At 32.8% G+C, this 26,507-nt stretch carries 27 protein-coding genes and 1 tRNA gene; 9 read left to right on the top strand and 19 right to left on the bottom strand.

The genetic code is table 11. The features are described from left to right. The first annotated feature begins 44 nt into the window (after positions 1–44). Together CRO45_RS18515 and CRO45_RS18510 are read left to right on the top strand one after the other, a co-directional pair. The gene (locus tag CRO45_RS18515) at positions 45–287 is read left to right on the top strand and encodes a helix-turn-helix domain-containing protein (protein ID WP_235864667.1); all 243 of its coding nucleotides are present in this window, start codon (positions 45–47) and stop codon (positions 285–287) included. Positions 288–549: 262 nt separating this feature from the next. Then, complete coding sequence (locus CRO45_RS18510) at positions 550–765, top strand: hypothetical protein (protein WP_097151119.1); 216 nt, start codon at positions 550–552, stop codon at positions 763–765. 408 nt (positions 766–1,173) lie between these two features. Here the strand turns inward: CRO45_RS18510 and CRO45_RS18505 are convergent, their stop codons facing one another. The 5 genes from CRO45_RS18505 to CRO45_RS18485 all read right to left on the bottom strand — a co-directional run bounded on the left by CRO45_RS18505 (position 1,174) and on the right by CRO45_RS18485 (position 5,025). Beyond that, positions 1,174–2,628 carry a WD40/YVTN/BNR-like repeat-containing protein gene (locus CRO45_RS18505; protein WP_097151118.1) on the bottom strand — a complete coding sequence of 485 codons (1,455 nt, stop codon included), beginning with the start codon at positions 2,626–2,628 and terminating at the stop codon, positions 1,174–1,176. A gap of 222 nt (positions 2,629–2,850) precedes the next feature. Further along, the gene (locus CRO45_RS18500; protein WP_235864666.1) at positions 2,851–3,279 is read right to left on the bottom strand and encodes an SRPBCC family protein; all 429 of its coding nucleotides are present in this window, start codon (positions 3,277–3,279) and stop codon (positions 2,851–2,853) included. 212 nt (positions 3,280–3,491) lie between these two features. Further along, positions 3,492–3,719 (bottom strand): hypothetical protein, encoded by a 228-nt coding sequence (locus CRO45_RS18495; protein WP_097151116.1) that lies wholly within the window; start codon positions 3,717–3,719, stop codon positions 3,492–3,494. 155 nt (positions 3,720–3,874) lie between these two features. Further along, complete coding sequence (locus CRO45_RS18490; RefSeq protein ID WP_235864664.1) at positions 3,875–4,624, bottom strand: NUMOD4 domain-containing protein; 750 nt, start codon at positions 4,622–4,624, stop codon at positions 3,875–3,877. 209 nt (positions 4,625–4,833) lie between these two features. After that, on the bottom strand, positions 4,834–5,025 hold the full coding sequence (locus CRO45_RS18485) for a helix-turn-helix domain-containing protein (protein WP_097151115.1): 192 nt from the start codon (positions 5,023–5,025) through the stop codon (positions 4,834–4,836). Between the two features lie 172 nt (positions 5,026–5,197). On the opposite strand from CRO45_RS18485, the gene CRO45_RS18480 reads away from it, so the two are divergent. Both CRO45_RS18480 and CRO45_RS18475 read left to right on the top strand, forming a co-directional pair. Next, entirely contained in the window at positions 5,198–5,755 is a 558-nt protein-coding gene (locus CRO45_RS18480) for a helix-turn-helix domain-containing protein (protein WP_170949556.1), read from the top strand. A gap of 121 nt (positions 5,756–5,876) precedes the next feature. Further along, complete coding sequence (locus CRO45_RS18475) at positions 5,877–6,992, top strand: site-specific integrase (RefSeq protein WP_097151113.1); 1,116 nt, start codon at positions 5,877–5,879, stop codon at positions 6,990–6,992. Positions 6,993–7,103: 111 nt separating this feature from the next. On the opposite strand, the gene CRO45_RS18470 is transcribed toward CRO45_RS18475, so the two are convergent. The 9 genes from CRO45_RS18470 to CRO45_RS18430 all read right to left on the bottom strand — a co-directional run bounded on the left by CRO45_RS18470 (position 7,104) and on the right by CRO45_RS18430 (position 18,280). Further along, positions 7,104–7,176: transfer RNA gene (locus CRO45_RS18470), tRNA-Val, on the bottom strand. An 80-nt stretch (positions 7,177–7,256) separates the two neighbouring features. Then, positions 7,257–9,125, bottom strand: coding sequence for a site-specific DNA-methyltransferase (locus CRO45_RS18465; RefSeq protein ID WP_097151112.1), 1,869 nt, complete (start codon positions 9,123–9,125; stop codon positions 7,257–7,259). 57 nt (positions 9,126–9,182) lie between these two features. Next, positions 9,183–12,152, bottom strand: coding sequence for a restriction endonuclease (locus tag CRO45_RS18460; protein WP_097151111.1), 2,970 nt, complete (start codon positions 12,150–12,152; stop codon positions 9,183–9,185). 11 nt (positions 12,153–12,163) lie between these two features. Further along, positions 12,164–14,155 (bottom strand): site-specific DNA-methyltransferase, encoded by a 1,992-nt coding sequence (locus CRO45_RS18455; RefSeq protein WP_097151110.1) that lies wholly within the window; start codon positions 14,153–14,155, stop codon positions 12,164–12,166. Positions 14,156–14,371: 216 nt separating this feature from the next. Further along, positions 14,372–14,635, bottom strand: a complete 264-nt coding sequence (locus CRO45_RS20170; RefSeq protein ID WP_097151109.1) for a hypothetical protein — start codon at positions 14,633–14,635, stop codon at positions 14,372–14,374. After that, positions 14,607–14,873, bottom strand: coding sequence for a Sec-independent protein translocase protein TatB (tatB, locus tag CRO45_RS18445; RefSeq protein WP_097151108.1), 267 nt, complete (start codon positions 14,871–14,873; stop codon positions 14,607–14,609). The genes CRO45_RS20170 and tatB overlap by 29 nt, the downstream gene beginning before the upstream one ends. Positions 14,874–14,917: 44 nt before the next feature. Further along, positions 14,918–15,673 (bottom strand): twin-arginine translocase subunit TatC, encoded by a 756-nt coding sequence (gene tatC, locus CRO45_RS18440; protein WP_097151107.1) that lies wholly within the window; start codon positions 15,671–15,673, stop codon positions 14,918–14,920. A gap of 86 nt (positions 15,674–15,759) precedes the next feature. After that, positions 15,760–17,508, bottom strand: coding sequence for a GMC family oxidoreductase (locus tag CRO45_RS18435; RefSeq protein ID WP_097151106.1), 1,749 nt, complete (start codon positions 17,506–17,508; stop codon positions 15,760–15,762). 22 nt (positions 17,509–17,530) lie between these two features. Continuing rightward, positions 17,531–18,280 carry a gluconate 2-dehydrogenase subunit 3 family protein gene (locus tag CRO45_RS18430; RefSeq protein WP_097151105.1) on the bottom strand — a complete coding sequence of 250 codons (750 nt, stop codon included), beginning with the start codon at positions 18,278–18,280 and terminating at the stop codon, positions 17,531–17,533. A gap of 294 nt (positions 18,281–18,574) precedes the next feature. On the opposite strand from CRO45_RS18430, the gene CRO45_RS18425 reads away from it, so the two are divergent. After that, a complete protein-coding gene (locus CRO45_RS18425) occupies positions 18,575–19,162 on the top strand; it encodes a TetR/AcrR family transcriptional regulator (protein WP_097151104.1) in 588 nt (195 codons plus the stop codon). A gap of 104 nt (positions 19,163–19,266) precedes the next feature. On the opposite strand, the gene CRO45_RS18420 is transcribed toward CRO45_RS18425, so the two are convergent. The 3 genes from CRO45_RS18420 to CRO45_RS18410 form a co-directional block, all read right to left on the bottom strand. Then, positions 19,267–19,902 carry a serine/threonine protein kinase gene (locus tag CRO45_RS18420; protein ID WP_097151103.1) on the bottom strand — a complete coding sequence of 212 codons (636 nt, stop codon included), beginning with the start codon at positions 19,900–19,902 and terminating at the stop codon, positions 19,267–19,269. Between the two features lie 540 nt (positions 19,903–20,442). Continuing rightward, entirely contained in the window at positions 20,443–20,697 is a 255-nt protein-coding gene (locus CRO45_RS18415; protein ID WP_097151102.1) for a hypothetical protein, read from the bottom strand. A 102-nt stretch (positions 20,698–20,799) separates the two neighbouring features. After that, positions 20,800–21,756: a nucleoside hydrolase gene (locus tag CRO45_RS18410; protein ID WP_097151101.1), complete on the bottom strand. Its 957-nt coding sequence runs from the start codon at positions 21,754–21,756 to the stop codon at positions 20,800–20,802. Between the two features lie 219 nt (positions 21,757–21,975). Here CRO45_RS18410 and CRO45_RS18405 point away from each other — a divergent pair, with 219 nt between their 5' ends. From CRO45_RS18405 to CRO45_RS18395, 3 genes are read left to right on the top strand one after another with little or no spacing between them, the layout of a single operon-like run. Then, positions 21,976–22,452, top strand: coding sequence for a DUF2975 domain-containing protein (locus tag CRO45_RS18405; protein WP_097151100.1), 477 nt, complete (start codon positions 21,976–21,978; stop codon positions 22,450–22,452). A 13-nt stretch (positions 22,453–22,465) separates the two neighbouring features. Further along, positions 22,466–22,681 carry a helix-turn-helix domain-containing protein gene (locus tag CRO45_RS18400; protein ID WP_097151099.1) on the top strand — a complete coding sequence of 72 codons (216 nt, stop codon included), beginning with the start codon at positions 22,466–22,468 and terminating at the stop codon, positions 22,679–22,681. Between the two features lie 34 nt (positions 22,682–22,715). Then, a complete protein-coding gene (locus tag CRO45_RS18395) occupies positions 22,716–23,552 on the top strand; it encodes a DUF817 domain-containing protein (RefSeq protein WP_097151098.1) in 837 nt (278 codons plus the stop codon). A gap of 447 nt (positions 23,553–23,999) precedes the next feature. Here the strand turns inward: CRO45_RS18395 and CRO45_RS18390 are convergent, their stop codons facing one another. Together CRO45_RS18390 and CRO45_RS18385 are read right to left on the bottom strand one after the other, a co-directional pair. Beyond that, the gene (locus CRO45_RS18390) at positions 24,000–24,983 is read right to left on the bottom strand and encodes a 2-hydroxyacid dehydrogenase (protein WP_097151097.1); all 984 of its coding nucleotides are present in this window, start codon (positions 24,981–24,983) and stop codon (positions 24,000–24,002) included. An 89-nt stretch (positions 24,984–25,072) separates the two neighbouring features. Next, a complete protein-coding gene (locus CRO45_RS18385) occupies positions 25,073–25,855 on the bottom strand; it encodes a class I SAM-dependent methyltransferase (protein WP_097151096.1) in 783 nt (260 codons plus the stop codon). Positions 25,856–26,012: 157 nt separating this feature from the next. Here CRO45_RS18385 and CRO45_RS18380 point away from each other — a divergent pair, with 157 nt between their 5' ends. Further along, positions 26,013–26,465 (top strand): hypothetical protein, encoded by a 453-nt coding sequence (locus CRO45_RS18380; protein WP_097151095.1) that lies wholly within the window; start codon positions 26,013–26,015, stop codon positions 26,463–26,465. Positions 26,466–26,507 lie beyond the last annotated feature (42 nt).

The following is a 26,507-nucleotide window of genomic DNA, read 5'->3' as shown; positions in this document are numbered from 1 at the left end:
GAATATTAGATACAAAAGAATGGCTAGAAAATAGTTCGGTTTAAGTGGCTCAGTTTTTAATTAATAAATGGCTCAATTTTTACTTGCGAAATACAGATGCCCATCTTTCTCAAGAAGAATTAGCATTAAAATGTGATTTAGATAGGACATACATAGGACTTTTAGAACGAGCACAACGACAGCCAACGCTTTCTACAATTTTTAAGATTGCCAATGTGTTAGAGATTGCTCCAAGTGATATTATTAAGCTGGTAGAGCAATTAATTAATGATACAAACTTAAATTGACTAAGTGCTTAGAAGTTCTATTCAACATTCCAATAATATTTTAATTACAATGCACCCCTAGTGAGAGTGAATATATTTTACTTCAATACCCTGCTATCAGCTTACAACTCAATGCAAGAGTAGTTAATTGTAATTAGATTTTAAACCTAGCATAAGCAGTGTTATTATTGTGTTTTAATTTCATAGATAAAATAGTATTAAGTCAGTTTTATAAGAATATTATAGAAATGTAATTATCACTTTTTTAAAAGGAGATATTCAGATGACTAATGAACGAATCGAAGAACTAGCAATAGAAGAAACTGAGAAGGCCTTCCCAACATTAGAATCTAATAACCAATCTTATTTCTGGGGAATAGTAAATAGTATTAAAAACACAATAATAAATGATTACGACATTAATTCGATTGAATCTGAGCAAACTGTAAGAAAGTTAATGCAACTAGATATAGAGAATCTCAAAAAAACTCTAAAATGAAATGTATTTTTTGAGCACTCTTATACAAGGGTGCTTTTCAATAGGAATATGAAAAAAGGTAATAATCCCCTCTCAGTCATCTTATCTTCCCTATCTAATTGGTATAACAAGTAATGTACCAGTTCAATAAACCTTACATGGTCAATTGAATCTTGACATCCAAACTTAAAAGTAGAATGTTATATCTCTACTAATTGGTACAAAGGTTTATAAAAAAACACCTGTCAATCCATAAACACAATAAAATATAAAACCATTATTTTGAATAAAGATTAATCAAAATAACGGTTATCTGTTTGAGTAATTATCTACTTCTTTATATTATAAAGTTTAATTTTTTCTTATTGAACTAATGCCCCTATTAGTAAGTGAGATGTTTCATAATATACCTTAGATTTACTTGGAATTTTATTGTCCTTTGTGTATTTTCATTTCCTCCCACGAATAATTTGGTATGGTTGCAATCCATAATGTATCGCCCATGATATCCACATCCATAACTATGGAATCCCCCGCATCAAACACTTTTTCAAGTTTTCTTTCATCTTTAGTGTTGATGGAATAAATAGCTTCACCTCTATCTGCATATCCGAATAATTTCTCACCTTTTTTAATAAATTTAACTAAAACTTCATCAACTTTAATTTTTCTCCAATTTTCCTCTTGAAGATCTCGGTTATAAATTCCACTTTGTGTGGTAATGAATAGCTCATTATTAATTACTTTCATGTCATAAGGTACTTCATTACTATTCGGCATGGTTATCTCATTCCATCCACCATTTGTCATTTGTAATATCTTTCTTTCTTCTGTTAACCCTACCAAATCACCATTGTCCGATATTTGAACCACATAAAGTGGTTTAGGAACAATAGCTTGTTCCCAACTCTCCCCTTGATTGATTGTATAGTAAATATTTTCATTCGATATCACAGCAATATTGTTGTTAATTGAATAGTCGATGTTCTCAATAATCTGTTCTAATGAGAGAATTTTAGTGCCTTTACCTTTTGAAGTAATACCTGCCCATAATTCTTTATCCGTAGCTACGTATAATTGATTGTTCCTATCAAACCACGTATGTGTTACATAATTATTTGTTTGGAGCTCTGTCCATGTTTCTCCATTGTTCTCGCTCCATTCAACAAAAGGTTGCTTGGTTGTACTAAATTGAGTTGGCTTTCTATCTCCCCATACAACTAAATAGTTTTTTCCAGCGACAACTCCCGTAATTGCCATCCCTTTTTTTGTTAGGTTATCAGTGCCATTACGTCTAGATATTAATCCTCCACCGTAGGGTAATTTATGAATGGCACTGACTACTTCACCGTTTTGGGCATTGAATGAAATTCGAGTAAAGCGGTTGTCATAGTCATTTCCAACCACAGTTAGAATAGGCTTACCATCGATACTATCAAGCATAAAATGATATCCTGTTGCCCAATCTTTGCCTTGCTTTAGTCCGTATTTATCTTTTGCTATTTGGAGAACATCAGAGCTATCGAACTTAATCTCATCGAGGGGTATTGTTGGATCTGGAGTTTGCTTACTTGGTCTAAAAACGGTAATTTTCTTATCTGAGATACCAATCAGAACATAATCTTCTGTACCTGGAACTATAAATATCATAAACCAATTAAAGCGTTTCCCTTTTTCTCCTCTCGACCCACCCATCGTTTCATCTACACTGTTTATACTTGTGAGCGTTGCTTTTTCATTCCATTCTTTTGCTCTCTGCAATCCAATGTTAATTGCTTCTTTTAGCGTAACTTCACCATCAGAAGCGACTGCTTCATGATCAAACAAATTTACAAGAACTAAAAAAATAACTAACAAATAAGAGATTTTTTTTAAGAAACTCAAAATTACCACCATCCCATAACTAAATAAACACATTAATCACAGGATTGATGTGTTTATTTAGGATGGAGAATATACTCCGTTATATACTCTCTTGATCCAATATAACTAACAAAATACTACTTTTATCAAGAATCCTTTTTCAACTTAATTGCCCGATAGTTGAAGAAGAACTGCAAAAGTAACCTTATGATCTTTAATTATTACATTCGTAAGTTTAATAAGTTATTTTGCACTTTCTGCAATCCTTTTTAGTTCTTTTTTTTGTTCTTTTGCACGAGAAATTATAAATTCTGTCATATACTTTTCCAAAAATAATTTGTCAGCAATCATACCAATAGAACCAAAAGGTGATTTATACTCAAATGTATCAATCATTAGAGTTCCACCCTTTTCTTCTATAAATTGATGTGTGTGAGTAAAAGAACTAAATGCCCCTTTTACCATAATATCAACAAACAAAGTAGGCTTTTCCATATGAGTTACTTTAGCCGTTAGCCTTTGTTTAATACCAAAATGCGTGGCTTCCCAAGTAACAGTATCGCCCTCTTCTAATAACCCCTGTGTAACCCCACCAATAGCTTTTTCCTTAGTTTTAGTAGTAGTTTTAGTATGTATATCTACGTTTCTTGCAAGGTCAAAGCACACAATCACAGGTGCTTCTATAAATTGCTTATGCTTAATAATTCTCCTTTTAAAGAACGTTTTTTATGTCCCTTATTCGACTCTTCTGCCTTCTTTACTTCAAAAAGAACAGGCATTTCTCCTTCTTAAAGAAACGCCCTCCGTTACCATCCATGAATTAGAAATTTACCACAGAAAATGTAAGAAAATATCGTTCTTACATGGTAGTTTAATAACAACTGTTATTTTTTCCAATCTTTGAGCATTTCTGCATCCATGGATTCTACTATTTCCTCAGTACCATCTTTTCTAACAAACTTTACTTGAACTTCTTTAGCAGGGCTGATAGCATACCAAAACCTTTTGTTTCCTTCTACATCAATAATCTTTGCTTTTTCTCCTCCAGCATTAATTTCTTTAATATCATTATCACTAATTGCCCCTGAGTAGATATACGGTATCTCGTGCATAGCAGACCATTTGTGAGGTGTATCCCATTCTGCTCCTCTTGTTTGTGCCGTTTGTTTAAGTGCAATTATTCACAATCTTAATTACTATTCTAAATTAAAACGTTTGAGCAATACTCAAGATTATTTAATATTGTACTAATAGTTTTTGTCTTTATTTAATAAATTCGTTCCTTTGCCCCTTTAAACATTGATTCAGATAGATTAGGAAATTCCTCTTTCCATAATTTATAAACATTATAATTCTTTGAGATTCCATTTTTAGATAACTTCACAATATGGAAACCATATTCATCGTCACTTCTTGCCATGAATCTTTGGCTTTTCACTGAATATATTTTACCTGTTTCAGATATTTCATAGTATCCTTCATACCCCTCAATAGGTTTTCTAATTTCTTCATACCCAATAAATTTATACACTTCGTAATTCATATCATCTAATTTACTAGTCCACCTCAATCCTGAAACTTCAGGTAAAAGGTCTCGATGATTACCCCAATTCAAAATATGTATGTCCTGAAGTTCCGTGTCTGAAACTGATGCGATGCTTTTCGAATTAAATGCTGGTTTATGTACATAAATTAATAAACTTTCAGCTAAGTCGATTTCTCTAGACCATTCATCATTAGTTGGAGTTTGTCGTCCATGTAATCTTCCAATGTAAATTTTGATATTATTAGAATCATTTACATACTCCCAACCTTCTTGTAAAATCCTCTTTCCAACAGTTTGTTGATCGGCTTTTCCAATATACAAAAGTACATCACTCCCGTATATTTGATGCTTTCCATAAATTTGATAAATTCCATAATCAGTTTCTTCGTTTTGCAAAGTATGTAGTTCATCTAATTTATAAGGTCCTTCCCAATCAATTTGAATATGATGTGTTTTAGCAATTTGCATCATTATAACCCCTTCTTTGTTTACTTATATTAAATCATAATTTTACAGTTAGGATAATAGATCATACATTATTGGTGATTTTCTAATTTACAATATAGAAGGTATTAAAATGAAAAAAGCAGGTACAAATTCAAATATGAATTACCTGCTAACTAGTACGAACCTATCTTTAACTAATTCCCCGTTCTTATTTAAAACACACACTTTAATAATCAATTTACGTTTTCTTCCCCTTCAAGAAGCTTAAGAAGAGCACTTTTTGGAACTAAGATTCTTCGACCAATATTGATATGTTTAAGCTCAGTATGAACCAATTCATACGCTTGGGTACGCCCTATTCCTAAAAACAAGCGAACTTGATCGACTGTCAATACATCTGGTAAGTCTTCATACTTGTTAGTCATATAATTCCTCCATTTACTATTGATGATTAAATCAACATTATTATGATTAATACTTTTGATTAATATTCATCACATTAAAAATCATTTAGATAAAGAACTCTTAAAGATTGGTCATAAAAAGAATAAAAACCTAATGATTTGTCAAAAGTGATGATTAAGGAGGTGGTAAATGATGATTATTAATCAGTTCGGAGATATTATTAAACGTTACAGAGAAAAACTCGGAATTGGTTCTAGAGAGTTATCAAGAAGGATTGGGATGACTGATACTTATGTGGCTCAACTTGAAAGAGGTTCAATAAAAAAGCCAAATTATTATGTAACAAAGAAATTAATTGATTGTCTCAATGTCCCTCAAGACGTTGCAGAATCATTAATTGCAACAAATGGTACTAAGCCACCTGATACATTTAAAACGCAACAGGATGACGTTAATGAGGTTTATTCAACAGATATATTACCTTGGTTAGACGATGGAATTGAAGAAAGCAAAATGAAATTTGAGAAAATATGCTCAGCACTATGTAAATTTATAGAGAGCGATTATACAAGGGCACAGCCTGTTATTTCAAATTTAGATTTACTGATCACTAGTAATAAGGAAGACTTCATGTTTTTTTGTGATGTAATCAGTACTGGCCTATCTAAGTTAAACGTAGAACAAAGAAATGAAGTTATTAATTATATCAATTCTACTTTGAAAGAAGATCAAATTCCTAAAACATCATGAATAATACAAACATTGCCAACCAGTATTTGAATTTAAAATATCAATAGATTAATAAAAATATTGTATAATGTTATTGTCGGTAACAATAAACTGGGGTTGGCATTAGAAAGGATAATTGTCAATGTCAATTTATGTGGACAAAGAAAGAGGTACTTACTATATAGCTTATAGTTATACTAATGACTATGGCTTACGTACTCAATTTAGAAAAAGAGGATTTAAGACAAAAAAAGAAGCAGAAAAAATATTAACTGAATTCAAAAACGATTTATTTAAAGGAACATTAATTATTCCAAGTAAGATACAGCTAAGTGATTATATTACAAAATGGTTAAGAGCAAATGAGTATACTTATGCAGACCAAACATTCCGATTGTATGAAGGGGTTATTAATAATCACATTAATCCATTCTTAGGAAATGTGATTATTTCAAAAATTAAAACTCAACACATACAGGGTTTCATTAAAAATTTATATGAAAAGGAATTAAAAGTTCCAACTATTATTAGAATCCTTGGTATCTTGACAACATGTCTTAATTCAGCAGTCAATGAGGGATTAATAAGAGAAAATGCTGCTACTAAGGTTAAGAAACCAACAAAACACCCAAAAGAAATGAAGTTTTGGAATGTGGACCATATTCTAAGTTTTTTAAAGACTGCAAAAGATGACCCTTTATATATGGTTTTTTTCTTGGCTATAATGACTGGGCTAAGACGCGGTGAAATTTTAGGACTACGTTGGAAAGATGTTAATTTTGATGATCAAGTTCTATCGATTTATCAGACTGTTGATAATACAGGAAGAATCAAAATGGGTACGAAAACATTAAAAAGTACTAGAACAATTGCAATTTCTGATAAAACAGTTGAGGAATTGAAGAAACATAAACAAATCGTTGAAAGTCGTATGGAAGAATTAGAGATATTTTATGGAGATCTGGATGTAATTAACTGTACATCAAAAGGTACACCCCTCTCTCCAAGAAACGTAAATAGAAGTTTTAAAAGATTAGTAAAGAAAGCCGGTGTACCAGATATTCGATTCCATGATTTAAGACATACACATGTAGCACTAATGATATCACAAAATGAACCAGTTAAGTTGATCTCTGAACGCTTAGGTCACAGTAAAATTAATATTACAATGGACACCTATGGTCATATCTTACCAACTATGCAGCAGGAAGCCGCAAATCGTTTGGATGATACACTTTTTAATAAAAATGATGAATGATGCCAAATTGATGCCACGGATCAAGTAACGATTAAAAATCAGATTAAGTTAAGAAAATAGAAAAGCCGAAAACCCTTGATAAATAAGGGTTTCAAGCTTTCGATTACAGTATGGTCTCGACAGGGCTCGAACCTGCGACCCCCACGTTGTCGACGTGATGCTCTCCCAGCTGAGCTACAAGACCTAATCGTGATAACCAAATATTAGCATAAAATTATAAAATTGCAAATATTAATTTTGATGTTAACCACGACTTATTTTTTATTAAATTGTAAGTATATTTTCTTCTGGATATCCGGCACCTTTTAACAATTCGATACAATTCAATTTTTCTGTGTCATTCCCTGCAAATCCAGCATCACTAAGGACAACACTACTTGTTTCACGACCATAATGATTCCATTTTTCAATAATTGCATTGGCAATGTTTACGTTTATTTTATCTTCTAAACAAATAAATAAGGTTCCATTGCCAATATCATAAACAGTCATACCTTTTACTAAAAAGCAATCGATTGAATCTGTTAATTCTAAACCTTGTTTTAACATTATCTCATACACAATATCTAATTGGGTTCTACTTTCGATAAACGGTGTTTCAAATAAATCTAATCGATCTTCTAATGAATCAAAATCAACATCCCACTCTCGAATATTCGATGAATCTAGTTGGAATACTTTAAAGCCAGTATCTAGCACATTTAATTTTGTTTCATCCAAATCTTCTTTAATCTTCTCACCAGCACGTCGAATTCGTTCTTCACCGATATCACAAATCGTTTCAAAGCCATCTTTAAAAGCTTCCGAGTTTTCATCCAACTTTTCGGGAAGTTGAACTAAAATAAATTTACGATTTCCTCCGTCTTCTGCATTTAACTGCATTGTTGCATGAGCCGTTGTTGCAGATCCAGAAAAGAAATCAAGAATAATTGAATCCGGATTCGAGTATAATTCGATGACACGTTTAACCAATTCCACCGGCTTTGGATAAGTGAAATATGCTTTATCATGAAATAACTTTTTTAAGCTTTGACTTGCACTTTGGGAATGTCCCACATCTTGGTACTTCCAAATTGTCATTGGAGTAATCGTATCTTTAACCTCAGATAAAAATCTTTTAATAGAAGGTACGTTATTTCCATCTGGACCAAACCAGATACGATTATCATTAACATACTCTTCAAATTTTTCTTTGTTAAGTCGCCAACTATAACCACTTGGGGGCATCACTTTTCTGCCACTTGGCGTTGTAATTTCATAAATGTTTTTCTCAATCGCCGGACCTACTGATAAATCCGAAGATTTCCATAACCCCCTAGGATCATTATCTGGATTACTATATCTGTCATTTGCAGCTTGAGTTCGTTTCAATCCATTCGATTCAAGACCATGAATATTTTTTCCATAGACTAAAATGAAATCATGACTCTCAGAAAAATTCTTTTTTAAATTTACCGGTGAGTATGCCCTTTCCCATATAACTTGAGCAAGGAAATTTTGTTCTCCGAAAATTTCATTACAAATCATTTTCAATTTTTCTTGTTCACTATCATCGATACTGATAAAAATAACCCCGTCATCCGTAAGCAAATTCCGCGCTAATTTCAATCGTGGATACATCATGTTTAACCAATCTGTATGAAAACGACCATTACTTTCTGTATTCGTTGAAAGTTGGTTTCCTTCCGCATCGACTTGGCCTGTTAATTCAAGGTAATTTTGAACGCCATTTGCGAAATTATCTTTATAAACGAAGTCTTTCCCTGTGTTATAAGGCGGATCTATATAAATGACTTTAATTTTACCGTTATAGGACTTTTGCAGAAGCTTTAAAACTTCTAAGTTATCCCCTTCTATATAAAGATTTTCTGTTTGATGAAAGTTTTTACTTCTATCTATTAGAGGACGCAAAGTACCTTTTGAAGGTTTTTGGGCACCTAAAATCGCTTGTTTTTTTCCACTCCAAGTAAATTGGTAGCGTTCATGTTGATCTTCTAAAACTTGACCAAGAACTGTTTTTAACTGTTCAAAATCGATTTTATCCCCTTCTGTAATGACCTCAGGAAATAATTCCTTTAAACGATTTATATTTTGTTTTGTAATATTTAGCGACTCACCCTGTAATTTATTCATTATTAATTGCTCCTTACTTCACTTAACAATACTTTCAAGTGGATTTTCCCTACAACTTTAAGAATAAATTGCCTGATGCTCTGATGCTTTCTTAAATGTAATACCCGTATCAAGTGCCGCAAAATGTTTTTCTCCACAACGTATTTTTGCTAATTCTGTAGGGCGTAAATCTTCTGCTGAGGTACTTCCCTTTGTTTCAACAATAAAGTATAACTTTTCATTACCATCTTGCTGTAACGATAATGCCCAATCGGGATTATAAGTACCTAATGGTGTTTTAATCTTAAATTTTTGCGGTAGTTTAATGTAGAACTTAACGTTTTCATCTTTCTCACATGCTTGTGCAAATTCACGTTCCACTGCTGAATCCACTACTACATGATCATATGGGGAACGATTGTTTTGAACAGGTACGATAGAGTCAGTGTAACTCTCTACTTCTTCTTGTAAAAATAAAGTCTGTTCATAAACTTCACCACTTGATAATTTTTCATATTTAATACCGTCTACAATAGCAAGTCGTTTAGCAGCATTTAGAATTCGTGCTACTTCCATCATATAACTTTGAGGGTTTCGCTTAAAATCACGTAATGTTCCACTTTGTTTCAGCACTGCAATAAGCGTTTTGCGCGTTAACTTCGTTTCGTTTTGTAAATAAGTTAAAAGATCTGGTGCCTTTTTGTACTGTTGGGAACTTGCTTCTAATGTCGTTTGTTCTTCTTTTATTGTCATAATACCACCGCCTGTTGTTTCAAGAAGATGACGCTCATATTCAAGCCTTGCAATTCGTACTTCGAGTTCTTCAGCTAATTTTTTGGCCGCTTGCTCTATAAATAATTGTGAATCCATTTCAATAGAATAAGTAGTTTTATATTTTATCCGCTCCCAAAGCTCTAAAAATGGCCCTGATAAAGCTTCTTTATTTAACTTAACTGGAACTTTGTTGTGATGATCTTTAATTTCAATTTTATCGACATTGAATTTTTCTTGAATGGCAGCTGTAATTTTTTCTTTAATATTTTCAGCAATTCCCTTGAAGCTTTCAGGTATATCAAATGTACCTTCTTTAATAGCTTTCGCTAGATTTGGTGTTCCTTTATTTTTCGAATCTAAGTAATTTTGTTCTTTTAAGAAACTAACTAGTTCCCTGGACTTTTCGTGACCTAGTGGTGTTTTGTAACCTGTTTCTGGATCAATATCAATAACTAGTGAACTAAAAATATCGTCAGAAAAAATACCAAACTCAACGCCTTCTTCTTCGTATTCTTGTTGTAAACCAGATGAAAATTCCTCATAGCTTTCATTAGCCATAATCGTAAGCGTATTCACTTCAAATCCTGGCACACGTTCACCGTTTTGGTTTACAGCAATCCGTAAGCCACGCCCTATTTTCTGGCGTTTTGTAATCGTATCTTTTGATTCGATTAATGTACAAATTTGAAAGACGTTTGGATTGTCCCAACCTTCTTTTAATGCTGAATGAGAGAAAATGAAGCGTAGTTTATTTGCTTTTTTGACATTCCCTTTTTCTTCATCATAGAAAGTGAGTAAGTCTTCTTTATCTTTCATAATAATTTGATAAGTATTTTCGTCCGATTGGCTAGTACCACTCGTATTTTTTACTTTGCCTTTCCCATCAACAGAAAAATAGCCATCGTGTACTTCTGTTACAGGGACATGGCGGTCACGTAATGCTTTATATTTTTCAGAGCGAATTAGATTCGCATACTCTTCTTCAAAAATTTTTGCATAAGCCCCTGGTACTCGGTTATTTTCACCTTCATATTGTCTATAATTTGCAACATTATCAATAAAGAATAGACTTAACACTTTTACGCCTATTGGATTAAGTTTCAGTTCCTTATTTAGATGCTCTTCAATGGTCTTTCTAATTTGCGCACGTTTCATTTGTAAATCATTTTCTAATGCTTGACTAAGTCGAATGATTGAAGGCTCTCCTGAAAACTCAATATATTCATTTCCGGGTTCAGCTGATATGTCCTTCACAAAACCTACCGTTTCATATGCAGCAATGCGTTTCGATTTTAGATAAACATCATCGTCTTTTTTAAGCTTAATTTCTTTTTTCTCGATCGTTGTTTTATTTTTCACATACATTTCAACTGTTGCAGTAATGCTCGATTTTGTTGCTTTTATTCCAATTAATTTAATGTAGACTTCATTCGCATCAATGGCTTTTTTTATTCCTGCTACTTCAATTTGCTTTACTAATTTTTGTTGATAGGCTTCTACAGGACCTAGTTTATAAATTAAAGGATAGCTTTTATTTTTATGTGTTGCAGAAAAGCGAAAAACTATTGATGGATTTAAAGCAGCAATCGCTTGTTGAGCATTCTCTGTATTATCAACACTTTGGGGTTCATCGATAATGACAATTGGATTCGTTTCACTTACTAACTGTTTTGGAGAAATACCAAAAAGCGAATCCATATCTGTTCTGTTGAAAATATTATCGTTACTATTAAAGGACTGAATATTAATGATCATTATTTCAATATCATCATTCGTAGCAAATGCTTGTACATTGTTTAAGTTTTTACTATCATACATAAATGCGCGGTAAACGATGCCTTGCATTTGTGTTTTAAAGTAATCCTTCGTCATACTAATTGACTTCATAACCCCTTCTTTAATGGCAACAGATGGAACAACAATAATAAACTTCGTAAATCCGTAATTTCTGTTCAATTCAAGAATGGATTTTAAATAGACAAACGTTTTTCCAGTTCCTGTTTCCATTTCAATATTAAATTGAGGAAAAGGCATTGGGATAGATTCGGAAATCGGAATCCCTTGTTCTATTTGAATTTGTTGGACATTTTGTAGTAGTTTACTTGCCGATATATCAATTTTATTTCCAATCCCTTGATCCCCAAATAATTTCCCTTGTGAATCTTGTTCCATAATAGTGAATTCGGATTTACGAATTCCCTGTCCGTCAAATACGTTGAGTATGGATTTAATCGCCATGTCTTGATAATCTAGTTCTTTAAATTGTATTTTCATTCTTATCACCTCTATATCGTCAACAGATTATCTTCAGGATAGCCTGCTTCCTTCAACAGCTCGATACAATTCAATTTTTCCGAATCATTTCCACCGAACCCCGCATCACTTAATACAACGCTACTTGTTTCGTTTTCATATTCATCTCGTTTTTCGATGATCGCTTTTGCAATGTTTGTATCAATTTTGGCGGCTAAACAAATAAATAAATTGCCATGTGCTACATCGTAAACGTTTCTTTCGTCGACGTTGAATGTATTAATTGGAACCGTTAACTTCAAACCGAATTTAATCAATATTTCAAATACGATATCCATTTCCGTACGGCCATCAATAAATGGCGTTTCGAATAAATCTAAAGTTTTTTCAATATTTTCAAAGTCTGTATTCCATTCGCGAATGTTTGATGTATCCAGTTTTAATACTTTAAAACCAATATCTAAACTTTCAGGTTCAATCACATTACGACCGGCCTTTTGCATTTCAACTAACTCATGTTTAATCAGGTCACCAGCTCTACGAATCCGCTCTTCTCCAATATCACAAATAGTCTCGTAACCATCTTTGAAAGCAACTGAATTTTCATCCAGTTGTTCAGGCAATTGAACGAGGATAAATTTTCGATTCAATCCATCCTCTGCGTTTGCCTGCATCACTGCTTGGGCTGTTGTTGCAGAACCTGAGAAAAAATCCAATACGATATCGTTTTCATTCATTGGGATTATTTTAATTAACTTCTGGATGACTTTTTCATCTTTAGGAAAATCAAAGTAGGTTTTCCCCTCAAACAAATCCCTTAAACGTTTCATTGCACCACGATTATCGTTATATAGAACGCTTAGTGGAACTTGTGTTTCTGTTTCTTTTAAGTAACGTTTGTAAGTAGGAACTCCGTTTTCATCTGGACCAAATGCAACTCTTCCGTCTGCAATCAGCTCTAACATTCGCTCCTCTTTAAATAACCAACCTCTTGAAGGGATTTTCACTAGTTTTTTCGTTATTGGGTGAATGACATCATATACAGGGCCACCCCCACCAGGCCAAGAAATATTATCTTTATAATAAGGACCATGCTCGTCCACATTTGCGTAATGTTTATTTGCTAATGCAGGATCATCTGGTGATAACCGTTGGAACCACTGTTTTAATCGTTTGGATCCTTCTTCTTCCCCATATGTTTCATAGAACTCCTTCGCAGCAACATAGATTTTGTCCAAGCCTTGCTTTTGTTCTCGCCAAAGGATTTTATTTTCCGTTAAATAGTTACTATTTTTTACATAGATCAAAATATATTCATGGGAATTAGATATCAATTTGGAGTCATTTTTTCTTCCACCGTACCAAATAAAGTTTGAAACAAAATTGGATTCTCCGAAGATTTCATCACAAATAAATTTTAAACGACTTTGCTCATGATCATCGATACTGATGAAAATAACTCCATCTTCTGTTAATAAATTCCTTGCTAATTTCAATCTTGAATACATCATATTAAGCCAATCCGTATGGAATCGGCCATTTCGTTCCGTATTTGTAGAAAGTATATTACCTTCAGAGTCCAACTGTCCGGTTAGTTCTAAGTAATTTTGCACCCCATCAACAAAGTTATCTTTATATACAAAATCTTTACCTGTATTGTATGGCGGATCAATATATATCATTTTAATCTTGCCATTGTAGGATTTTTGTAATAGCTTTAATACTTCTAAATTATCCCCTTCAATATAAAGATTTTCAGTTGTATCAAAGTTTTTACTTTTTTCTGGAAGCGGTCGGAGTGTACCTTTTGATGGCTTTTGAGCACCAACGATTGTTTGTTTTTTTCCATGCCAAGTAAACTGATAGCGATCATGCTGATCTTCAACACTTTCACCTAGAATCGCTTTTAATCGATTAAAATCTATTTTATGGCCGTCCGATATGACTTCTGGAAATAGTTCTTTTAAACGTTCGATATTTTGTTTTGTAAGGTCGAGTGATTCTCCGTTTAATTTTTTAACCATAGTAGTTCTCCATTTCTAGCATGCATCTTAAGTAATATAAATTGTATATATCAAATTTTATCTACAAAGTTTTCAAGGAATATTATAGCATGTCATGTTTTCAGAAGGTGAAATGCGGTCCATCTATAACAATTAATACTAAGAAAATTAGAAAATAAAAAAAGGCCAGTTTGAATTGACTGACCATAAATTTACTTTCTTATTTCTATCTGCTTTTTAATGTACTGAAAAAAATGCTGAAAAATTATAAGCTATCGAATAAACAACTGTATACAATAATAAAAATGAAATGAAAACGTAGCTTCTTCTCCCAATCCAACAAATCACGATAATTGATAAACCGATGCCAAAACCTAATAATGACTGCCAAGGAAATGTGTTTGAAATGAAGGATATACAATAAGCAAAGATTGAAATAAGTAAAATGCTTAAGAGTGATTGTGAAATTAAGTTAAGTTCTTCTCTTTGATACTGATTCATTCCCTGTCTCCTTTCTTATCCTCTTTCTATACATTCGTTGTTTTTCTTTTTTTGAATCCGATGTTTCTTCTATTTTAAATTCATCTGTCACTTCATCTACAACGCTTTTTGTAGAAGTCTTAAATTCTCGTAATGTTTCTCCAACCGCTCTTCCTAATTGTGGTAGCTTTTTTGGTCCAAAAACGATTAGTGCGATTACTAATATAATGATTAATCCCGGAACTCCTATATTCGGCATCCCAATTCCCCCTAATTTTTTTATGAGCTTTTCCAATCAATTCTTTAATTTAAAACTTCCTTATTTATTGATTCTTCATTTGCTTGTTGTCTTTTCAATGACCAACTAGATACCCAGATACTTATTTCAAACAGTAATAGCAATGGAACAATTATTAAAAAATCTGAGATAAAATCGGGTGGAGAAATTGATACTCCAACAACAATTAGAATAAAATATGATACCTTTCTCATTTTTCTTAGTTTCGTAGGAGTTACTATTCCTAGTTTTGTTAAAAATAAGATGACAACCGGTAGTTCAAAGACCGCTCCTACTGGGATGGTTAAATTAAATAATAAAGAAAAGTATTGATTGATTCCGTATGTTTCAACTGCCCCTATTGATTGGTTAATAGAGGATAAAAAGTTTAACATTAATGGAAATAAGATAAAGTAACTAAAACTTAACCCTAACAAAAATAATAGAAATGATACCGGAACATAGACTAATGTACTTTTTGCTTCTTTTTCAGTTAACCCTGGTTTCAGAAATAACCATATTTGAAGTAAAGCAATAGGAAGAGTAATTAATAGAGATAATATAAAAGCACATTTTAAATAAATCATGATTCCATCTGTATATCCAAAAAGGTTCCAATCCACACCTATCGCAGTAGGTTGTCCTTTCATAATATTCAGTATATTGGGAGCAAACCAAAATCCAATACCTAGCGATACGACAAAGGTTATTGTAACGATGACTAACCTTTTTCTTAATTCTTCTAAATGTTCCAAAACGGTTAGTTCGTTAGTTTGTGTCATATCCATTCACCACTCTAAACTGTATTTCTCTAGCATCAATATTTAATAAAGATAAGCTTCTAAAATACTAGGTGTAAATTTATAAATTAAACTAAAGCTTTAGACGTATTTTTCCCGACTAATAGCCCTCCACCATCTTTTAGATATTTAATCATGCCTTCAACCGCATGATACGTTAATGCCGCTGCTGTTGTTGTTGGGTTTGTACAACTAAAGTGTGGAAACGCCGAAGAACCACAAACAAACAAGTTTTCACAATCCCAAACTTGAAGATATTTGTTAACAACAGAAGTGTTAGGATCAGCACCCATGATTGCTCCACCCGCATTATGTTCAAACGAAGAAACTCCAGAAAATTGTTCTGCAATCGGGAACTCTTCTACAATATCTGCTCCCATTTCCTCTAAAATTTCTTTCGCTTTACCTTGAACAAATTTAAGTAAATTTTTATCATTTTCAGAAACATTCCATGTTACTCGAAGTAGAGGGTTTCCTAAATCATCTTTATAAACAGGGTCTAAATCTAAATAATATTCTTTATAAGGTAGTGTTGCTTTTTGGATTGTTGCAGCAAGATAACGATTATGATAATAAAGGGATTCTTTCTTAAATTCTTTTCCCCAAGATGGTGTACCTGATGGAACATTATTTGTTATAATCGGTGAATTTCCGAAAATACTCATTCTCATTTCGATCTGTCCACCGTGCAGAAAATCAAGATTTGAGTGATCAAAAATATCACCTGTAAAATCAGTAATTGTTTCTCCTAAACACCCAGTAGAAACATAGTTATTAAATTTTTTATTTTTGAAAAATCCTCCTGCTCCACCAGATATATGATGATCAGTAAAGTTTTTCCCGACAACCCCTTCTCCAGTTACAGGATTATAAGGTTTACCAATTTGTGATAATAACAATAAGCGAACATTATTAAAAACAAAACTTGTTAACACTACTAAATCAGCTGGCTGTTCAAATTCTTCTCCTGTTCTCGTATCTACATAAAGTACACCCGTGGCTTTATTACCATCGTGTAATACACGAATAACTCTTGCATTGTTACGAAGTTCAAACTTACCTGTCTTTTTAGCCGTCGGAATAACCGTTATAACTGGGTCTGCTTTCGCTCCATATTCACATCCATTATAGACACAAAACGCACAATATTGACACGCATTTAATTGTTCTCCATCTGGATTTGTATAAGTTTGAGATACTGTCCCAGATGGGGTAACAAAGGGTTTATATCCTAATTTCGTAGTTGCTTCATGAAACATATGCATAGGTTCAGTTTTTTTTAGCGGTGGATTTGGGTATGGATTTGAGCGTTCAGGATAATTTGGATCAGGCTCACCTGAAACACCAGCCATTTTCTCAAATTTATCGAAATATGGTTCTAATTCATCATATGTAATACCCCAATCTTGCAGTGTCATATTTTCAGGTATTTTATCTTCACCATATTTTTCAATCGTTTTTGTTCGAATTTCAAAATCATATGGATAATATCTATGTGTTTGAGCGCCCCAGTGTGCTCCACCTCCACCAGTCCCTGTTCCAATTCTAATCATTGCTTTGTCTCGAACAGGAATTGCTTCTTCATTTAAATTCCGACGAATTGTGTAAGTTTCTTTATTTAATTTACTTTCCATTTCACCACGAATTGTATAACGTAATTCATCATGTGTACGTAAATAATCTTCTCGTGTTCTTTCAGCACCTTTTTCCAATCCAACAACAGTAAATCCAGCTTTAGTCAATTCCGCGGCGACAATACCTCCCATCCAACCTACACCAACAGTTACTACATCTACTTTATCTAACCTTTTTACCATTTAAATTCCTCCTTCTATATTACTAATGACTACTTAAACTTTGTGGCTTTTTAGCTACAAACTCTTTATTCTCAACCACATCAATATGTGATAAATAAGCTCCAGGGAATTCTTTCATCTTCCAACCTTCTAAATTTTTATTCCCCCCATAAAGTGGATCACAGTAACATCCTTCAATTGTTAATTGACGTAGCAAAGCAAAGAACGTAGCTGATGATGTTAATATCAAATCAATTTTTCCTAATTCAAAATCTTTTAAAATAGTAATTTGCTCATCTTCTTTTAATTTACTAAAAGTATTGTTATGATTAATTTTGCTTACATCATTAAGTTTTCTTAAACCTTCTAACATAATTTCTCCTCTCGTAGCTTCGTTCTGTCCGTTTTTAAATGGTCTTAACATATAATCATCAACATTTCTTCCCCAAGGAGAAGCCAATTGTTTATCAATATAATAAGGTGCACCTAATTTAATCGCACCAGGTCCATGTTCATCTTCAGGAAATATTTGTTCTGTCGCAGCAGATAATGCTTGGAAGTCTTCTAATCGTGTGAAGAATTGTAATGCTTCATTGTAATTTACTATTTCAGTTGGATGAGCTGTAACCGGTACTTGAGTCATAGTAGTAGTCTCATTTTTAGTTCCAAATAGACTACCTATTGCGCCACCTAATACGACACCTCCAACCGTTAATCCTGAATTTTTAATAAATGTTCTTCTTGATGAACGCTTTTCTAAAATTGAATCTTTCTCTTTCTCTTTCTCTGACATCTTAAAACCCCCTATTACTTGAATTTCAGTAAGTTTCAACTACTTAAAACGGCAAAATATTCTCTAATTTACAAATGATTTCACCATTTATTACCTAGTTCCTTTAGAATTCTAACAAGTGAACATTTTGTTAACAACCACTAAAAAAACTAGAATTGTACAGCCATACGACACTATCCGCATTTCTGTAGCATAATATTTAGAATTTTGGGGAATTTCAATATTTTAATTGATACATTCAGAAAATAAATTATACTAGGAATAAAGTTCATGTTTTAATTAGGGGTTGTAAAAATGTTTGAAGTTTTAGATAGAAGAGTTCGAAGAACAAAACTAAATTTTTGTAATCATTTTATCGATCTCATTAAAGAAAAGGGATATAGTAATGTTTCGGTAAAAGATATAGTTGATAGAGCTGATTATAATCGTAGTACTTTTTATCACTATTACAAAGATAAAGAAGACTTAACTGAAGAATTAGTAACAGAAATGTTTAAGAAAATGGAGATATCTTTTAAACAAGGTTATAGTACTATGGACTATGTTACTATTCGTGAACTTACTCCAAAATACTATTTATTTTATGAACATATATATGAATATAAAAAATTTTATTCACTACTGAGGTATGAGGATTCAATTCCAGGTCTACTTACAAATTTCATGGATAACTTTAGAGCGTTATATAAGGTTCTAGTCTATAAAACTGATGAAAAAGAAATTCTCACTGATGAATTTTATAGAGAATATATTATTTATGGCTTATTTGGTTTGATTCTGGAATGGATTAAAACTGATTTTTATCTAACACCTATTGAATTAGCTGAAAATATTATTAATATCCCTTATTTAAGGATACATTCTGTTAAATTAGCTCATTGACGAATTCTACATAAATACTCACCATAATTTCATCATAAAAAGCGTTAATTTAATGAATTAACGCTTTTCCCGGTCTCGTTTACTTTGATTTTTATATTTAAGTATTAATCCCCATCAGAAATATACCTCACATGTAGGTTATATAATTTACGAACTGATTCGACTAACCAAAATGGAACAGGTTTTCCATCTATTAAAGGATAATATTGTTCATATCCTTTCTTTAGTAACTCCCAACGGTAGTCATTGCCAGGTTTCAAGTATTCGGAAACATCGAGAATTTTTGCTCTCCCATTTTGTAGTAAAATGTTTTTTAAGTGAATGTCCCTTGGGTTAAGTCCTTTGGTACGAGCGTACGCTCTAGCATCTTCCACGTCTAAAATTACCTGATACGGTATATGAATTCCTTGTAAAATGCAATCATAAAAAGTAATACCTTCCTCAAAACTTAATACTAGAAAATCGTCATAAGATGCATAGCATTTTGAAAAAAAAGGTGAATCCATCAACATATGATAAACTTTCTCTTCAATCTTAACTTTATCGATTTTTTCATTTGCGTACTTTTTGAATGCATAGCCAGGAGCTTTTAAATATTTAAACACTGCTGCGTCTGTTCCAATACCAATACAACGTAAATCGTCTGGAATTCCCTTTGTAGTGACTGGTTCATTATTTGGATTTGCAGTGACAGTCACACTGGTTATAGAATCAATCGCTTCCTCCCATTCGGTCCCCATAACATCTCTCCCCAAAATGGATTGCACTCTTAACTTTATACAAATTACTAACTTTCGATTCAGTAAAGCATTTTAAAAAAATATAATTTATTTTATGAACTAGTGTATGAAAAATGAAAAACAATCTATACTATTAATGATTTCACTTCAATCCAAATGACTAAGGAGGGTTAACCCGATGAGTGCGAATGATCGTTAACTCAGAAGGACCAACGAAACTGACAATGCGAGTGCTTGTTTTCTTAGGGTAAAAACTTAAGATGTAAAGCAGAAGCGGAGGCAGGGTGTCATGGCGGAAGATAGCAAGTGATAATCAAGCCCGGAAATTTATTTCCGGGTTTTTATTTTTTTCTTAAATATTTATTATTCAAATCCTTTACTTGCCGGAATCCGGATACGACATAATTAAAAATAAGTGCAAATGCACATAATTTTGACTATGTCGTATCTCAATTTCGTTAGCTATCGAATTATTGAATTTTAAACGATACATTTATAAAAAAATGAGCGTCATCCTAATCGGAGTTGACACTCATTCCCTTAAAAATTCTTTATTAATAAAAATAATGAAGCGCTATAAATATCTGCAGGTACAACATTTAAATAGTAAATCATTGGTATAGATTTTAAATAGATTTTTGATGGCACTTTTAAAGCTATTTGATTTCCACTTTCGATTTGGTTATTATCTGTAGATTTTGTTTTATTTTGCTCAATTTTCTTTTTGTCGAAATTCAAGTTAGGGTTGTTAAAATCAGCTTCTAAAAATGCATATTGTGAGTTTAAGATTGCCAAGAAGACACTCCTTCACACATTTTTTCACCTAATACGAAACTATTCTAGTTTATTTTTCGACATTAATAGTTATGCCTGATCTGACAAAATCCCAAATTAAACTTATTTAATGGAACCTAATACTCCAATAAGTGCCTGTTTAAATGCTTCACGGTTAACTTCTTCACATACCCTTACATTTTTTGTACGACCTAAACGATCATTAATGTCTACTAAACTGTATCCTCTTGTAAGTTCACCTACTGTTTCAACATCAACATGATATACATTTGATTTTGTCATAATTTCTTCATTGGCTGCAATAGCGACTAATAATGTATCTGGATGTGTTGTACCGTTTAATTTATGTATTGTTTTATTAAATTTCATTACTACTTTGTTCACGTCTTTAAAGAATTTGGCACCTTTCGTACCTAATGCTTCAATTTCCTCATGATCGTGATCATCCATTATTGAATATTGTGTGCACATTTCCCAACCAACCATTGTAATTGGAATACCAGAATGTAGTACTATTTTTGCTGCTTCAGGGTCAACGTAAAAATTGTATTCAGCAGTAGGTGTAATATTTCCTAAAGCATTGTTTGTACCACCCATTATATAGATATGTGGAATTTTTGAAACAATCGTTGGATCTTTTTTAATTGCCATCGCAATATTTGTTAATGGAGCAATCGCCAAAATATTAATTTCACCAGGATTTTCATGTACCGTTTTTATTAGAAAATCCACAGCATGTCCGTCTTCAGGAAACTGGATTGCGTTTTCAAAAAATGAATCACCCATTCCGTCTCTTCCATGAACATCTTGAACTGTAACATGTTGAGATTCACCAAGCCCCATAATTGGACTTTCATACCCTTTATAAACTGGAACTTTCCCACTCATCCCAGCAACTTGAATCGTGTAAAGTGCATTTTCAACTTGTTGGTCAAATTGAACATTCCCACCTGTAATCATTACTCCTTCAACATTAAAGAAATGTAGTGCTGTTAATATTGCAAACGTATCATCACCAGCTGTGTCAGTATCAATTATTACTCTTTTTCTTTCAGTCATGTAATACTCCTCCATCGCCTGATATGTCATCTTACACGTTAATTATAGCAAAATATTATTCCATATTACCTAGTAATAAAACGCTATTCTAAAAAGACAGCATTTCATCTGCAATCAAAATATACAACAAAAATTATTCGAAATGAGATAATTATTTATTGATATTCGATAAATACCGTGTTAATATCAATTGAACAATAAATTAGTGAGGTGTTTTAAATGAAAAGAGGAACAACACTCTTCTTAAAATTAGCGTTAATCATAATGGGGGTTCCTGTACTAGCACTGGGGATATTTGGGGTTTTTTATCTAATGAAAAACCCTGCAAATCCAGATTATGCACACATTCTGTATCCCATTGTTATTGGAATGTATTTATCAGTTTTACCTTATTTCGGTGCACTGTATCAGTCATTTAGACTATTGAACTTCATTGATAAGAATGAAGCCTTTTCGCAAATTTCTGTTAATGCTCTAAAGTTTATTAAATATTGTGGTATCACTTTCAGCGCATTGTATGTCATTGTATTGCCTTTTGTTTATGTAGTTGCAGAACTAGACGATGCACCAGGCCTAATCATTGTTGGAATGATTCCTGTTTTTGGTGGATTAGTTATTTCAGTGTTTGCTGCTGTACTTCAAAGACTTTTACAAGAAGCGATCAACATCAAATCTGAAAATGAGTTAACGGTCTAGGGGTGAAACTACAATGGCGATTATTATAAATATTGATGTAATGTTAGCAAAAAGGAAAATGAGTGTAACAGAACTTTCAGAAAAAGTAGGAATTACAATGGCGAATCTATCTATTTTAAAAAATGGAAAAGCTAAGGCAATTCGCTTTTCAACATTAGAGGCAATTTGTAAGGCATTAGATTGTCAACCTGGTGACATCTTAGAATATCGAAATGATGAAGAGATTTAGGGTTAAATTTTTAAAAGAAGCGGAGGCAAAATTTATGAAAGCAATAAAACAATTTATTCGGTTTGGTTGGGAACAAGCACTTTCTTGTTTATTTCCTGTTGTTATTTTTGCCTCCCTAGCAATAACACAAGTAATACCACTTCCCTTTCTGCCACGATATGACTGGTTACTTATTATCTGCTTATTCATGCAGTGGTTAATGGTTCGGTCAGGACTTGAAACAAGAGATGAACTAAAGGCAATCTCACTGTTTCACATTATTGGTCTTACACTTGAAATATTTAAAGTACATATGGGTTCCTGGTCTTACCCGGAAGAAGGATACTTTAAAATTCTTGGGGTGCCTTTGTATAGTGGGTTTATGTATGCAAGTGTAGCGAGTTATCTATGCCAAGCATGGAGAAGATTAAATGTCGGACTAGTGAAATGGCCTCCATTTTTAATCGTTGTACCCCTTTCAGCTGCAATCTATTTGAATTTCTTCACCCATCATTTTTGGATTGATATTCGGTGGTGGCTAGGTGGACTTGTTCTCATTGTTTTTTGGAAGTCTTGGGTGACGTACGAAGTGAATGAAGTTCGTTATAGAATGCCGATTGTATTTTCATTTGTCCTAATAGGTTTTTTCATCTGGATAGCTGAAAATATAGCTACTTTTTTAGGGGCGTGGCAATATCCCAATCAAAGGGAGGCTTGGAGTCTCGTCCATTTAGGTAAAGTGAGTTCATGGTTATTATTAGTTATAGTTAGTTTTCTTATTGTAGCTACGTTAAAACTAGTGAAAGAACAATCTATAAAATTAATTCGACCGAAAACTTTGTTGGATAGTTTAAAAAATTCATTTAAACTACTCGAGCGGGAAAAATTATAAAAATAATGCGGAACTAAACTAGCTTCGATGGATATCGTAAGAGCAATTAAAAATGCACAATGTTTGAAGCTGGGAGTGGATTGAATTTGAGGAATGTGTGTTAGAAAAATAACGGGAGAATTTACCGTTATTTATAGAATCAGGACATTTTTAGGGAATATAAGAGTAGATTTTCCCCTTATTTTAAGAAAATCACCTCATTTTCTCTTCTTTTAAACAAATAAGGGTAATTTCTCCTTCTATTTAAGCTATTTTTCGGACTTTTTACTAAATAGGGGGAATTTCTCCTCTTATTAATTCGATGAATGAAATTCTGCGACCAAAGGTAGACCGAAATACCACACAGTATAAATATTTTTATCATTTAATAAAAACTAAGCCGATCGCATCTTATCTGTAATGCTTTCGGCTTTTACAATTCAGAGAAAGGTTTGTCTAATTCTCTTTTCAATATTTTTCCCTTACGGATGAATTAACCAAATTTAGAGGTTTTTCACCATTTACCCCCATTAACAAATTCGTTGCAGCAAGATCCGCCATTTTCATCCGTGTGTTATAACTAGCACTGCCGATATGAGGAAGGGTAACAACGTTATTTAAAGTTAATAATGGATGATCAGTAGGCACAGGCTCTTCTTCAAATACATCTAATCCCGCCGCCCAAATTTCATTATTTACAAGAGCTTCATATAGATCATTTTCATTCACAATTCCACCTCTAGCACTATTAATAAGAATTGCGTTTTTCTTCATTAATTTAAAATGCTCAGCTGTAATTAAATTTCTAGTTTCAGCCGAATAAGGTGTCATTACGACAACAAAATCTGATTGTTGCAACAGTGTATTAAAATCTACAAAATGAGCTTCAAGTTCTTGTTCCACATCTGACTTTCGGTTTCGATTGTGATATAGAATGTTCATGTTGAACCCTTTTGCTCTTTTCGCAACTGCTTCACCGATTCTTCCCATACCAATAATACCAATTGTCGCGCCGTAAACATCTTGTCCAGTTAATAACATTGGAGACCACGTTTGCCATTTACCATCTCTTAAGTAATCAGATGCTTCTACTAATCTACGCGCAGTTGCCATTAATAAGGCAAAAGTTAAATCAGCAGTAGTTTCTGTAAGAACATCAGGAGTATTTGTTACCATAATTCCTTTATCAGTTGCAGCTTCGACATCAATATTGTTATACCCTACAGCCATATTACTAATAATTTTTAAATTCTTCGCTTTATCAAGTAATTCCTTATCAATGGACTCAGTGATTAAGCAGAGCAAACCATCCACTTCTGGTATTTTGCTCTCAAGCAGCTTTCGCGGTATAGGAGTATCTTCGTTTTCCCAAACAATTACTTCACAGGATTCTCTTATTCTATTTAGTATTGAATCCGAAAGTTTTCTAGTGATTAACACGCTAGGTTTCATCTAGTTTCCCCCTAATTCATTAATTCAACTTCTTATGTCATGTTCCCCTTTTGTAGTTTGGGTTCCTTAAACTAGTTAACATAATAATATTATTTAATAATTTTAATTTTCTTACAAACATAAATCATCTGACTTGCACTGCTCGTTATAAGTGTTTCATCCCAATCCTCATATACATGAATAATTTCGAAGCCATTTGCCGCTAAAGTTCGCTCCATCTCTTTAGGAAATACAAACCTTAAACGAATAGTTGTGTGAACTGCGTCTATAATTTCACCTTCGGTATTTTTAAACTTCCTTATTGTTAAGTTGTCTTGAATTTGTGTTAAGGCGTCATACTTACTAACCATATACATATCCACTGTATTTTGAGTTTCACTATCCGTATATGATCTCCAATATTCCTCTTCATTTGAATCAAACAATTCATCTGCACTTGGAAACCTTGTTCCAAAAACAAATAGTCCATCATCATTTAGGTGGTTGCACACAGATGTTAATACTCGATCTTGTTCGGCATTAGTTAGAAAATGTTGAAACGAGTTACCAACCATGTAAATAAAGTTACTCTTTACATTTAAATTTAAATTCGTACAGTCTTGCTCAACCCAATCAACCTCTAAATTTAGTTTTGATGCTTTTTTCCGTGCCTCATTTAACATACCGCTATGAATATCGACACCCATTACACGATGACCATTACTTGCTAATGGAATCGTGGCTCTTCCTGTTCCGCAAGCTAAATCAATAATAACCCCTTCAATAGTTGGAGCTAATTTCAAGAGATATTGAATATCAGCTGTATAGGCATTATTTTCTTCATCATATAATCTAGGATTATTATATTCTTCGAAATTATCTAGTTTTTGCATTTATTGTCTCCTTACTGTTTTTCCATTGTAATAAGTTCTATTGAAAATGTGTAAATCCTTCTTCGAGGATTTAGATAAAGGGATTTTATAAAAACAGGGGAATTAATTAAATATCGAAAAGTGTGTGAGGAACATTTTGTATTGGGGGTAAATTGATTTGATAATTAGACTAAACACTTTGACAGCTTTTGAATGGATTCAAAAGGAAACTGAGCAAATGGTTTTTAATAAAAAAACAATGAACTACGAAGGACTTCCCTATGTGCGACATTTTATTCCAAAGAGATTTAATCACTTTTGCAAAATTTTGCACCCGATCTATCGTGATCATAACGTAAAGGATGAAAACCTTTTGTGGGAAGATGCACCAGATGATGATGAATTCAAACCAGGCGATCGATTGTGGTTTAAGGATTTAGCAAAAAATTATAACATTCCTTATACAAATGAAATTACCTCAGGTGATATCCGTCGAAAAGTAGGTTCCGTTCCAAGATACATCCTTTTTGCAGATGAAGGATATATAGAACTAGAAGAAGTTGAAAGAATTGTGGCCGTCCTCCACCCCTTTACAAAGGAAGACACATGCTATTTTCAATATGATTTCTAAAAATCGTAAATATGGACCGTCATGCTAAAGAATATTTATATA

It is taken from the genome of Ureibacillus acetophenoni (genome assembly GCF_900220965.1).
GTDB classification, from domain to species: domain Bacteria; phylum Bacillota; class Bacilli; order Bacillales_A; family Planococcaceae; genus Ureibacillus; species Ureibacillus acetophenoni.
This window is presented reverse-complemented; position numbering and strand designations above follow the sequence as displayed.

Excerpts from the sequence above, each read along its gene's own strand:
- CRO45_RS18430 (WP_097151105.1), bottom strand. The coding sequence starts at position 18,280 with ATGTCAGAGAAAGAGAAAGAGAAAGATTCAATTTTAGAAAAGCGTTCA.
- CRO45_RS18385 (WP_097151096.1), bottom strand. The coding sequence starts at position 25,855 with ATGCAAAAACTAGATAATTTCGAAGAATATAATAATCCTAGATTATAT.
- CRO45_RS18420 (WP_097151103.1), bottom strand. The coding sequence starts at position 19,902 with ATGGGGACCGAATGGGAGGAAGCGATTGATTCTATAACCAGTGTGACT.
- CRO45_RS18510 (WP_097151119.1), top strand. The coding sequence starts at position 550 with ATGACTAATGAACGAATCGAAGAACTAGCAATAGAAGAAACTGAGAAG.
- CRO45_RS18435 (WP_097151106.1), bottom strand. The coding sequence starts at position 17,508 with ATGGTAAAAAGGTTAGATAAAGTAGATGTAGTAACTGTTGGTGTAGGT.
- CRO45_RS18490 (WP_235864664.1), bottom strand. The coding sequence starts at position 4,624 with ATGATGCAAATTGCTAAAACACATCATATTCAAATTGATTGGGAAGGA.
- tatB (WP_097151108.1), bottom strand. The coding sequence starts at position 14,873 with ATGCCGAATATAGGAGTTCCGGGATTAATCATTATATTAGTAATCGCA.
- CRO45_RS20170 (WP_097151109.1), bottom strand. The coding sequence starts at position 14,635 with ATGAATCAGTATCAAAGAGAAGAACTTAACTTAATTTCACAATCACTC.
- CRO45_RS18425 (WP_097151104.1), top strand. The coding sequence starts at position 18,575 with ATGTTTGAAGTTTTAGATAGAAGAGTTCGAAGAACAAAACTAAATTTT.
- CRO45_RS18410 (WP_097151101.1), bottom strand. The coding sequence starts at position 21,756 with ATGACTGAAAGAAAAAGAGTAATAATTGATACTGACACAGCTGGTGAT.
- CRO45_RS18475 (WP_097151113.1), top strand. The coding sequence starts at position 5,877 with ATGTCAATTTATGTGGACAAAGAAAGAGGTACTTACTATATAGCTTAT.
- CRO45_RS18405 (WP_097151100.1), top strand. The coding sequence starts at position 21,976 with ATGAAAAGAGGAACAACACTCTTCTTAAAATTAGCGTTAATCATAATG.
- CRO45_RS18455 (WP_097151110.1), bottom strand. The coding sequence starts at position 14,155 with ATGGTTAAAAAATTAAACGGAGAATCACTCGACCTTACAAAACAAAAT.
- CRO45_RS18395 (WP_097151098.1), top strand. The coding sequence starts at position 22,716 with ATGAAAGCAATAAAACAATTTATTCGGTTTGGTTGGGAACAAGCACTT.
- tatC (WP_097151107.1), bottom strand. The coding sequence starts at position 15,673 with ATGACACAAACTAACGAACTAACCGTTTTGGAACATTTAGAAGAATTA.
- CRO45_RS18480 (WP_170949556.1), top strand. The coding sequence starts at position 5,198 with ATGATTATTAATCAGTTCGGAGATATTATTAAACGTTACAGAGAAAAA.
- CRO45_RS18495 (WP_097151116.1), bottom strand. The coding sequence starts at position 3,719 with ATGCACGAGATACCGTATATCTACTCAGGGGCAATTAGTGATAATGAT.
- CRO45_RS18485 (WP_097151115.1), bottom strand. The coding sequence starts at position 5,025 with ATGACTAACAAGTATGAAGACTTACCAGATGTATTGACAGTCGATCAA.
- CRO45_RS18460 (WP_097151111.1), bottom strand. The coding sequence starts at position 12,152 with ATGAAAATACAATTTAAAGAACTAGATTATCAAGACATGGCGATTAAA.
- CRO45_RS18400 (WP_097151099.1), top strand. The coding sequence starts at position 22,466 with ATGGCGATTATTATAAATATTGATGTAATGTTAGCAAAAAGGAAAATG.
- CRO45_RS18465 (WP_097151112.1), bottom strand. The coding sequence starts at position 9,125 with ATGAATAAATTACAGGGTGAGTCGCTAAATATTACAAAACAAAATATA.
- CRO45_RS18390 (WP_097151097.1), bottom strand. The coding sequence starts at position 24,983 with ATGAAACCTAGCGTGTTAATCACTAGAAAACTTTCGGATTCAATACTA.